The sequence below is a fragment of the Streptomyces sp. NPDC090442 genome (genome assembly GCF_044769405.1).
Classification (GTDB): domain Bacteria; phylum Actinomycetota; class Actinomycetes; order Streptomycetales; family Streptomycetaceae; genus Streptomyces.
The window spans coordinates 1-9,955 of the sequence record NZ_JBIVXW010000137.1 but is presented as its reverse complement, the minus strand read 5'-3'; the positions used below and the strand labels follow the sequence as shown (position 1 = coordinate 9,955).

General features: G+C 74.4%; 7 protein-coding genes. 3 read left to right on the top strand and 4 right to left on the bottom strand.

Annotated elements, in window-relative coordinates; translation table 11 throughout:
• Positions 1 to 529: 529 nt before the first annotated feature.
• Positions 530 to 1,741 (bottom strand): ROK family protein, encoded by a 1,212-nt coding sequence (locus tag ACIQU6_RS42920; RefSeq protein WP_403487872.1) that lies wholly within the window; start codon positions 1,739 to 1,741, stop codon positions 530 to 532.
• A gap of 95 nt (positions 1,742 to 1,836) precedes the next feature.
• Between ACIQU6_RS42920 and ACIQU6_RS42915 the strand changes: the two genes are divergently transcribed.
• On the top strand, positions 1,837 to 3,153 hold the full coding sequence (locus ACIQU6_RS42915) for an MFS transporter (RefSeq protein ID WP_403487870.1): 1,317 nt from the start codon (positions 1,837 to 1,839) through the stop codon (positions 3,151 to 3,153).
• A gap of 154 nt (positions 3,154 to 3,307) precedes the next feature.
• A complete protein-coding gene (locus tag ACIQU6_RS42910) occupies positions 3,308 to 4,057 on the top strand; it encodes a maleylpyruvate isomerase family mycothiol-dependent enzyme (RefSeq protein WP_403487868.1) in 750 nt (249 codons plus the stop codon).
• Positions 4,058 to 4,542: 485 nt separating this feature from the next.
• Here the strand turns inward: ACIQU6_RS42910 and ACIQU6_RS42905 are convergent, their stop codons facing one another.
• From ACIQU6_RS42905 to ACIQU6_RS42895, 3 genes are all read right to left on the bottom strand, one after another.
• The gene (locus ACIQU6_RS42905) at positions 4,543 to 5,208 is read right to left on the bottom strand and encodes a response regulator (RefSeq protein ID WP_403487866.1); all 666 of its coding nucleotides are present in this window, start codon (positions 5,206 to 5,208) and stop codon (positions 4,543 to 4,545) included.
• The gene (locus tag ACIQU6_RS42900; protein WP_403487864.1) at positions 5,205 to 6,446 is read right to left on the bottom strand and encodes a sensor histidine kinase; all 1,242 of its coding nucleotides are present in this window, start codon (positions 6,444 to 6,446) and stop codon (positions 5,205 to 5,207) included. The genes ACIQU6_RS42905 and ACIQU6_RS42900 overlap by 4 nt, the downstream gene beginning before the upstream one ends.
• A 115-nt stretch (positions 6,447 to 6,561) precedes the next feature.
• A complete protein-coding gene (locus ACIQU6_RS42895) occupies positions 6,562 to 7,845 on the bottom strand; it encodes a geranylgeranyl reductase family protein (protein WP_403487862.1) in 1,284 nt (427 codons plus the stop codon).
• Between the two features lie 179 nt (positions 7,846 to 8,024).
• On the opposite strand from ACIQU6_RS42895, the gene ACIQU6_RS42890 reads away from it, so the two are divergent.
• Complete coding sequence (locus ACIQU6_RS42890) at positions 8,025 to 9,386, top strand: dipeptidase (RefSeq protein ID WP_403487860.1); 1,362 nt, start codon at positions 8,025 to 8,027, stop codon at positions 9,384 to 9,386.
• Positions 9,387 to 9,955: the final 569 nt, after the last annotated feature.

The following is a 9,955-nucleotide window of genomic DNA, read 5'->3' as shown; positions in this document are numbered from 1 at the left end:
GTGTGCAGGACTGCTTCGCTTTACGTCCTGCACACCCACCCCGCAGGCCCGTCCCCTCCCGTTGGGGGTGGGAAAAACCGGTGGGTGCCACGTCCTGCCGGTGGGTCAACTCGGGCCGCTGGGTTGAGTGGTGAGCGTATGGGGACGGGGACGCGTGAGCCTGAGTGGTAGCCGTCAGAGGACAGGCGGCACGAGCGCCCGGGCGGTGACCGTCAGGGGGCCACAGTGGTCAGCCCCCACCCGGAGAAATCCACCCACCCAACGGGAGGGGACGGGCCGGAGGGGCCGGTGTGCCAGACGTAAAGCGAAGCAGTCTGGCACACCGGCCCCGCAGGCCCGTCACCGCACCCCGACAGCCCCGCGCAGCGGATCGGCCCCGCGCAGCGGACCAGACAACCCGCCCCGCCCCGCGCAAGCGCACCGGCCCCGCGCAGCGGACACATCAGCCCGCGCCGCAGGCACATAGAACAGCAACCCGCGCGGCGGGAAAGCCGACAACGTGGGAACAGCCCGGCGTCAGCCGACGACGTCAGATGACCAACGGATCGTCAAGGATCGGCTGCCACGCCAACTCCGCCGCGCCCACCAGGCTGTTGTGGTCCAGGCTGCAGGGGAGGATGGGGACCCCGCCGCTGCGTCCCCACAGGCTGCGGTCCGCGACGACCGCTCGTAGGCGTTCGGGGTCGGCCTCCAGGAGGGCGCGGTGGAGGCCGCCGAGGATGATGCGGTCCGGGTTGAGGATGTTGACGAGGCCGGCGAGGCCCAGGCCGAGGCGGTCGATGAGCAGGTCGGCGGCGGTGCGGACGCCGGGGTCGGCGAGTTCGGTGCGGAGCAGTTCGACGGCCTGGTGCAGGAGGGAGACCTCCGGGCCCGGCTCGCGGCCGGCGGCCACGAGGAAGGCGAGCGGGTCGGCCTCGACATCCAGGCAGCCGCGACTGCCGCAGTGGCAGGGCGCGCCCTCGGGGTTGACGGTGAGGTGGCCGACCTCCAGGGCGAGGCCCGAACTGCCGCTGTGCAGGCGGCCGTCGAGGACCAGCGCGCCGCCGACGCCCCGGTGGCCGGAGGCCACGCACAGCAGGTGGCGGGAGCCGCGGCCGGCCCCGTGCCGGTGTTCGGCGAGCGCGCCGAGGTTGACGTCGTTGCCGGTGAAGCCGATCTTCTCGGTGACGCCGGGGATCTCCGCGGCGGCCAGCGCGCGCAGGAACAGTTCGCGCACCGGGGCGCCCGAAGGCCAGGCGAGGTGGAGGGGGTTGAGCGCCTCGCCGTCCGGTTCGGCGACCGCGGAGGGTACCGCGAGGCCCGCGCCCAGGCAGCGGCGCCCGGTCTCGCGGAGCAGGGCGGCACCGGCCTCGACGACCTCCGCGAGGACGTGGGCGGGGTCCGCGGGGATGATGCCGCAGCTGGGCGTGGTGGCGACGATACGGCCGCCGAGGCCAACCAGGGCCGCGCGGTAGCCGTCGGCATGGATCTGCGCGGCCAGCACGACCGGGCCGTCCTCGTTGATGGACAACCGGTGCGAGGGCCGCCCCTGGGAGCCGGCGGAGGCGTGCGGCCGGGAGTCGACGGTGATCAGGCCGAGCGCTTCGAGCTCGGCGGCCACCGCTCCCGCGGTCGCCCGGGTCACGCCGAGTTCGGAGGTCAGGACGGCACGGGTGGGCGCGCGTCCGGTGTGTACGAGCTCCAGTGCGGGTCCGAGGGCGCCGCGGCCCCGCTCCAGCCTGGTTGTCCGAGTCTGGGTCACGCCTCTATTCTGGCTTTGTGTCGACGCTAAACAAAATACGCACGGTCTTCACCCGCCATCGGCCCCCCATCTCTCCTCGATCCTCAAATCCCCCCATGAGGGCGCATATCGGAACGACGGCCGCGGCTTCGGGCGGGCCCGGTGACCCGCTGGCCCGCCGGCGCGCCGCGATCACCGCGTTCTTCGCCATGGACGGCTTCCTCTTCGCGGGTTGGGTCGTCCGGATCCCCGCGATCAAGGCGCAGACCGGCGCCAGCGCGGGCGCCCTGGGACTGGCACTGCTCGGCGTCTCCGTCGGGGCGGTGGCGTTCATGATGCTCACCGGGCGGCTGTGCCGGCGCTTCGGCAACCACACCGTGACGGTCGTCTCCGGCATCGCACTCGGCCTGAGCATCCTGCTGCCCCCACTGGCCCGTTCGGCCACCGCGCTGGGCCTGGTGCTCCTGGTCTTCGGCGCGGCCTACGGGTCCCTCAACGTCGCCATGAACAGCGCCGCCGTCGACCTGATCGCGGCCCTGCGCCGCCCGGTGATGTCCAGCTTCCACGCCGCCTTCAGCCTGGGCGGCATGCTCGGCGCCGGCCTCGGCGGACTGGTCGCCGGGCACCACTCCCCCGCCGCGCACCTCTCGGGGCTGGCGGTCTGCGGCCTACTGGTGACGGTCGCCGCGGGAACGGCGCTACGGCGCGGACGGGAGCCGGGGCGCGAGCAGGAGCCGCCCATCACCCCGGACGGCCCACCGAGCCATCGACCCGACGAGAGCGACCGCCCGCATCCCGGCTCCCGTCACCTCCCCCTCGTCCTCGTCTTCGGTGTGATCGCGCTGTGCACGGCGTACGGCGAGGGCGCGATGGCCGACTGGGGTGCCCTGCACCTCTCTCAGGACCTGGCCACCTCGCCGGGTCTCGCGGCCGCCGGCTACGCGGTGTTCGCGCTGGCGATGACGATCGGGCGGCTCTCCGGGACCGCGCTCATCGAACGCCTGGGGCCCGTGCGGGCCCTGGTCGGGGGCGGCGGCACGGCGGCGGTCGGGATGCTGCTCGGGGCGCTCGCGCCGACCGCGTGGGCCACCTGCGCCGGGTTCGCGGTCGCCGGTCTGGGGCTGGCCAACATCTTCCCGATCGCCATCGCGCGGGCCGGGGCGGCCGGCGGCGCGGGCGGGGTCGCGATGGCCTCCACGATCGGCTACGGCGGCATGCTGCTGGGCCCGCCCGCCATCGGCTTCCTCACCGAGCTGTGGAGTCTGCCGGTCGCGCTGACCACCGTCGCACTGCTGGCCGCGGTGGCGGCGCTGATCGCGCACCTGACCCGCGGGGCGCACCGCAACGGTGTGGACGGGACGGTCGACGCGTCCCCCTCCCGCGGAACGTCCCCTTCCGCGGAACGTCCCCCTCCCGGGGAAATTGAGGGGTAGTCAAGTTCCCTTGTGGCGTTGCCCGGTGGGCTGCGGGGAGGGGTGGCGTCGCTGGTCAGCGGGGTGTCTACGGGTTCCGGCGACGCCGTGCGCGGGGGCGGCGGCTCCGCCCCGACGATGTCGGCTGTCAGTGGTGGCTGGCACACTCGGACGCATGGAGATCACTGAGTTCGTCGAAACCCTGCGCCTGGACGGTGGGCTGCTCGCGGACGCCGCCGACGAGGCCGGCCCCGATGCCCCGGTCCCGACCTGTCCCGACTGGCGCATGCGGGATCTGGTGCTGCACACGGGGCGGGTCCACCGCTGGGCGACGGGATTCGTGACCGAGCCCCGGGAGACGCGGAGCAGCTTCCCCGAGTCCCCGGACGTGGCCGACGGCGAGCTGGTCCCCTGGCTGCGCGAGGGCCACCACCAGCTCGTGCTGGCCCTCCACACCGCCCCGGCCGATCTGCGGACCTGGACGTTCTTCCCGACCCGGTCCCCGCTCGCCTTCTGGGCGCGCCGCCAGGCCCACGAGACGTCGGTGCACCGCGCCGACGCCCAGTTGGCCGCCGGCGTCCCGCTGACGCCGCTGCCGGCGCGCTTCGCGGCGGACGGCATCGACGAGTTGCTGACCCGATTCCACTCCGGCGACCGGAGCCGACTGCGCCCGGCCGCACCCCTGACCCTGCGGCTGCGCGCCAGGGACACCCCCGGCGCCGACTGGACGGTCCACCTCACGCCCGACGCACCGCCGCGCACGGTGTCCACGCCGACGGACGAGGAGTCCAAGCCCGACTGCACCGTCGAGGGCCGCGCCGAGGAGCTCTACCTGACGCTGTGGAACCGCCTCCCCTGGGACGGCCTGACGCTCTCCGGCGACGCTTCCGTATCGACCCTGTGGCAGGAGCGCGGCGGCATCTGACGGAGCGCCCCCGACCAGCGGCCAAGGCGACAACGACCCGCCGGCTCGGCGCCCCACCGAGCGGGCGTCGACCGTTCGCGGGCCCAACGCCCCATCGGGGCCTGAGCGTTCACCTGTCCGTTCAGGGGATCGGCCTTCCGGCCGGACACGACCGCTGGCGGGCTCGGCAAGCGGCCGGGCCCGCGGGTTCGGCCGGGCCCGCCGGCCGGTGGCTCGACGTCCGGGCGAGGACGGGGCCTGACCGTCCGCGGTCGCGTCCCCGGACCGGAACCTTCCGTTCGCGGGTTGGGCCGCCGGCACCGGACGGCCACCGCGCACCACCCCGGTGCCGGCCGGCCGACGGCCCCACAGTCGGCGACGGGCGGCAACCAATCCGGCGGCAGGCCCCAAGCGGGCAGGCGCCAAACGGACGTGCGCCAAGCAGGCGACAACCCCACCGCCGTCCCCACACCCCCACGATCATCGGCGCGCGGCAGGCCGCACCCTCACCCCAGCCACCCCGGCCGCACCAACCCCGACTCGTAGGCCAGCACGACCAGTTGGGCGCGGTCCCGGGCACCCAGTTTGACCATCGTGCGGCTGACATGGGTCTTGGCGGTGAGGGGGCTCACCACCAGGCGGCGGGCGATCTCCTCGTTGGAGAGGCCGAGGCCGACCAGGGCCATGACCTCACGTTCCCGGTCGGTGAGGACGGCGAGTTCGGCGGTGGGCGCCGGGGTCTTGGAGCGGGCGGCGAACTCGGCGATCAGGCGGCGGGTCACGCCCGGCGAGAGCAGCGCGTCGCCGGCCACCACCGCGCGCACCGCCCGCAGCAGTTCCTCCGGTTCGGTGTCCTTGACCAGGAAGCCGGAGGCCCCGGAGCGGATCGCCTCGAAGACGTACGCGTCGAGTTCGAAGGTGGTCAGCATGACGACCTTGACGTCCGCCAGCGCGGGGTCCTCGGTGATCTTCCGGGTGGCGGCCAGGCCGTCGAGCAGCGGCATCCGGATGTCCATCAGGACGGCGTCCGGCCGGCGCGCCCGTACGACGGTGAGCGCCTCCTGGCCGTCGGCCGCCTCACCGACCACCTCGATGTCGGGCTGGGCGTCCAACAGCGCCTTGAAACCGGCCCGGACCAGTAGTTGGTCGTCGGCGAGCAGTACCCGGATCACGACTCCTCCTCGGTGGTGCGGGCCGCGGCGGTGAGCGGCAGGCGCGCGTGGACCCGGAAGCCGCCGTCCGGCCGCGGTCCCGCCTCGATGGTGCCGCCCAGCGCCGCGGCCCGCTCCCGCATGCCGGCCAACCCGTTGCCGCCACCGACCAGTTCACCGCTGCCGGCGGTGGCCGGTCCGTCGTCGTCGACCCGGATCTCCAAGGCGCCGGGAACGTCACGCAGGAGCACCCGGGCGGTGCGCGAGCCCGAGTGCCGGACGATGTTGGTGAGCGCCTCCTGGACGATGCGGAAGGCGGCGAGGTCGGCGCCGGGCGGCAGGGGCGCGCGGGTGCCCTCGGTGGCGATGTCCACGGCGAGGCCGGCGCGTTGGGCCTGTTCGACGAGTTCGGGCAGCCGGTCCAGGCCGGGGGCGGGGGCGCGCGGGGCGTCGCCGGGGGCGCGCAGGGTGTCCAGGACCTGACGGACCTCGCCGAGCGCCTCCTTGCTCGCGGCCTTGATGGTGGTCAGCGCCGTTCGTGCCTGCTGCGGGTCGGAGTCCAGCAGCGCCAGCCCGACGCCGGCCTGGACGTTGATGACGGAGATGCTGTGCGCGAGCACGTCGTGCAGTTCGCGGGCGATCCGCAGCCGTTCCTCGTCGGCGCGGCGGCGCTCGGCGGCGGCTCGTTCGGCCCGCATCCGGGCCAGTTGTTCGCGGCGGACCCGGGCGAGTTCGGAGGCCGCCAGGACCGCCATCACCCAGGCGGTGACGACGAGTTCCTGTCCCCAGGGCGCGGGCCCGAGATGCGGGGGCAGCCAGCGGTAGAGCCAGTGCGCGACCAGCAGGTGGGCCAGCCACACCCCGCCCACCGCACACCAGGCGACCACCCGGTGGCCGGCGACGATCGCCGCGTAGGCGCCCAGCGCGAGGGTGACGAAGACCGGCCCGTAGGGGTAGCCGGCGGCGAAGTAGACGGCGCAGCAGGCGGCGGTGCCCAGGGCCGTGGCCCGTGGGTAACGGTGCCGGAACAGCAGCAGTACCGCTCCGGCGACGAGCAGCGCATGGCCGAGGGGGTCGAGCGGGACGCGTCCGTGCTGCCCGTGGGCGGCGGCGTTGGTGCCGACGGTGACCAGCACCAGCACCAGCAGCGTCGAGCGCCAGGGCAGCCGGCCGCCGGCCCGTCGTCCCGGCTCCGGCGGCCACCACGCCTGCGGCCGGTCGGGGCGGCGCCGCGCCCAGGGCGGCCGTGCGTTGTCCATGGTGGACACGCTAGACGGCGGCGGGCCCGGGCGGCGTCCGCCCGGTGAGGGGTCCGCGGCTACTCCCCGGGGAGTAGCCGCCGCGCGGCCGGTCGTCCCGGCCGCTCCCCTTCGCTCACCCCCGCTCGGCCGCCGGCTCCACCTCGCCGGCCTCGTCCGGGCGGCCGTCGGCGGGCGCGGTGCCCGCGGGCGTCTCCGCGCGGTCGATGGCGTCCAGCGCGCGCCGGGCGAACGGGTGGGTGCGGACCAGTTCGCCGAGCGTCGTGGTCCCCCGGGTGATCCTCGCGAACGCCCGCCAGGTGGGCCGGAATCCGGTCAGCGCGGCGTGGAACATCCCCGGGTGGCGCGCGAACAGCGCCAGCATCCGGCGCCCGACGCCCATCTCCACGCCCAACCCGGCCTTGATGGCGAAGGCGTAGTTCAGCGCCTGGCGGCGGGCGTCCACCGCGTCGTGCGCCTCGGCGATCCGCACCGCCCACTCGCCCGCCTGCCGCCCCGAGCGCAGCGCGAACGAGATGCCCTCCCGGGTCCACGGCTCCAACAGGCCGGCCGCGTCGCCGCAGACCAGCACCCGGCCGCGGGACAGCGGGGAGTCATCCGCCCGGCAACGGGTCAGGTGTCCCGAGGAGATCTTCGGCTCGAAGCCGGCCAGACCGAGCCGGCCGATGAAGTCCTCCAGGTAGCGCTTGGTGGCCGCGCCCTCGCCGCGGGCGGAGATCACGCCGACGGTGAGGGTGTCGCCCTTGGGGAAGACCCAGCCGTAACTGCCCGGCATCGGGCCCCAGTCGATGAGCACCCGCCCCGCCCAGTCCTCGGCGACCGTCTCCGGCACCGGGATCTCGGCCTCCAGCCCCAGGTCGACCTGGTCGACCTTCACGCCGACGTGCGCGCCTATCCGACTCGCGCTGCCGTCCGCGCCGACCACCGCCCGGGCCAGCACCACCTCGCCGTCGCCGAGCACCACCGCGACGGTCCGCCGGTCCGGGACGTTGGCGCCGTGCTGCTCGACCCGCGAGACGGTGACACCGGTCCGGACCCGGGCGCCGGCCTCCGTGGCCGACTCCACCAGCGCGGCGTCGAACTCGGGGCGGTTGATCAGGCCGAAGAGCATCTGCTTGGAGCGCCGGGTGCGGGCCAACTTGCCGTTGAGCGAGAACGTCACCGCGTGCACCCGGTCGCGCAGCGGCAGTTGGAACCCGGGCGGGAGGGAGTCCCGGGACGGGCCGATGATGCCGCCGCCGCAGGTCTTGTAACGGGGAAGTTCGGCCTTCTCCAGGAGCAGCACCCGGCGTCCCGTACACGCCGCGGCGTGCGCCGCCGAGGCGCCCGCGGGCCCTCCGCCCACCACCACGACGTCCCATACCTGCTGGTTGCCCTCGGCCGCCTGCTCGCTGCTCACCTGTGCTTCCGCTCCCGTCCGATGCCTGGCTGCGCGTACCGCCGCATCCTACGGGCCGCGTCCGAACAGACTGCCTGTGGGAAGATCGGGGCACGCACATCCGTACGCCCGGGCCCGCCCGGCCCACCCCGCCGGACGTGGCCCACGTATCCGATACCGCGCCCACAAGGAGCGTTTTCATGTCTGACAGCCCGCTCGCCCAGACCGTCGCCGCCCTGCAACCGCGGGCGAGGGCCGAACTCGCCGAGTTGGTGGCCTTCAAGTCGGTCGCGGACTTCGCCCAGTTCCCCAAGAGCGAGAGCGAGGGCGCGGCCCGCTGGATCGTGGACGCGCTGCGAGCCGAGGGCTTCGAGGACGTCGCGCTGCTGGACACCCCCGACGGCACCCAGTCCGTCTACGGCTACCTCCCCGGCCCGGCCAGCGCACCGACCGTGCTGCTCTACGCCCACTACGACGTGCAGCCCCCGCTGGACGAGGCCGCCTGGGTCTCCCCGCCGTTCGAGCTGACCGAGCGCGACGGTCGCTGGTACGGGCGCGGCACCGCCGACTGCAAGGGCGGCGTGATCATGCACCTGACGGCGCTGCGGGCACTCAAGGAGCACGGCGGCGTCCCGGTCAACGTCAAGGTGATCGTGGAGGGTTCGGAGGAGCAGGGCACCGGCGGCCTGGAGCGGTACGCCGAGGCGCACCCCGAGCTGCTGACCGCCGACGCCATCATCATCGGCGACTCCGGCAACTTCCGCCCCGGGCTGCCCACGGTGACCGCGACGCTGCGCGGCATGACGATGGTGCAGGTCCAGGTGGACACCCTGGAGGGCAACCTGCACTCCGGCCAGTTCGGCGGCGCCGCCCCGGACGCGCTGGCCGCGCTGATCCGCACCCTGGACTCGCTGCGCGCCGAGGACGGCTCGACCACGGTGCGCGGCCTGGCCGCGGACGCCACCTGGGAGGGACTCGCCTACCCCGAGGCCGACTTCCGCAAGGACGCCAAGGTCCTCGACGGCGTCGAGCTGATCGGCACCGGCGCGGTCGCGGACCGGCTCTGGGTCCGCCCGGCGGTGACGGTGCTCGGCATCGACTGCCCGCCGGTGGTCGGCGCCACCCCCTCCGTCCACGCCTCGGCCCGCGCCCTGGTGAGCCTGCGGGTGCCCCCGGGCACGGACGCCGCCGAGGCCACCAAGCTCCTCAAGGCGCACCTGGAAGAGGCCACCCCCTGGGGCGCCCGCGTCACCGTCGAACAGGTCGGCCAGGGCCAGCCGTTCCGCGCCGACACCACCAGCCCCGCGTACGCCTCCATGGCGGAGGCGCTGCGCGAGGCGTACGACGGCCAGGAGATGCAGACCTCCGGCCTGGGCGGCTCCATCCCCCTGTGCAACACCCTCGCGGGGCTCTACCCCGACGCGGAGATCCTCCTGATCGGTCTCAGCGAGCCGGAGGCCCAGATCCACGCGGCGAACGAGAGCGTGTCCCCGGAGGAGCTGCGGCGCCTGTCGTTGGCCGAAGCGGTGTTCCTGCGGAAGCTGGCCGACGGGCGGGGGTAACCGACGCCGGGCGGCTCCCACGTTGTTGACTTTCCCGCCGCGCGGGTTGCTGTTGTTTGCGCCTGCGGCGCAAGCTGATGTGTCCGCTGCGCGGGGCCGGTCCGCTTGCGCGGGGCGGGGCGGGTTGTCTGGTCCGTTGCCGGTCCGCTGCGCGGGGCCGATCCGCTGCGCGGGGCTGTTGGGGTGCGGTGACGGGCCTGCGGGGTGGGTGTGCAGGACTGCTTCGCTTTACGTCCTGCACACCCACCCCGCAGGCCCGTCCCCTCCCGTTGGGGGTGGGAAAAACCGGTGGGTGCCACGTCCGCCCGGTGGATCAACTCGGGCCGCTGGGCTGAGTGGTGACCGTATGGGGACGGGGACGCGTGAGCCTGAGTGACGGCCATAAGAGGACAGGCGGCACAAGCGCCCGGGCGGTGACCGTCAGGGGACCACTGTGGTCAGCCCCCACCCGGAGAAATCCACCCACCCAACGGGAGGTGACGGGCCGGAGGGGCCGGTGTGCCAGACGTAAAGCGAAGCACTCAGGCCCACCCGCCCCCCCCGCCCCGCACCCCCCCCCCCCACACCAA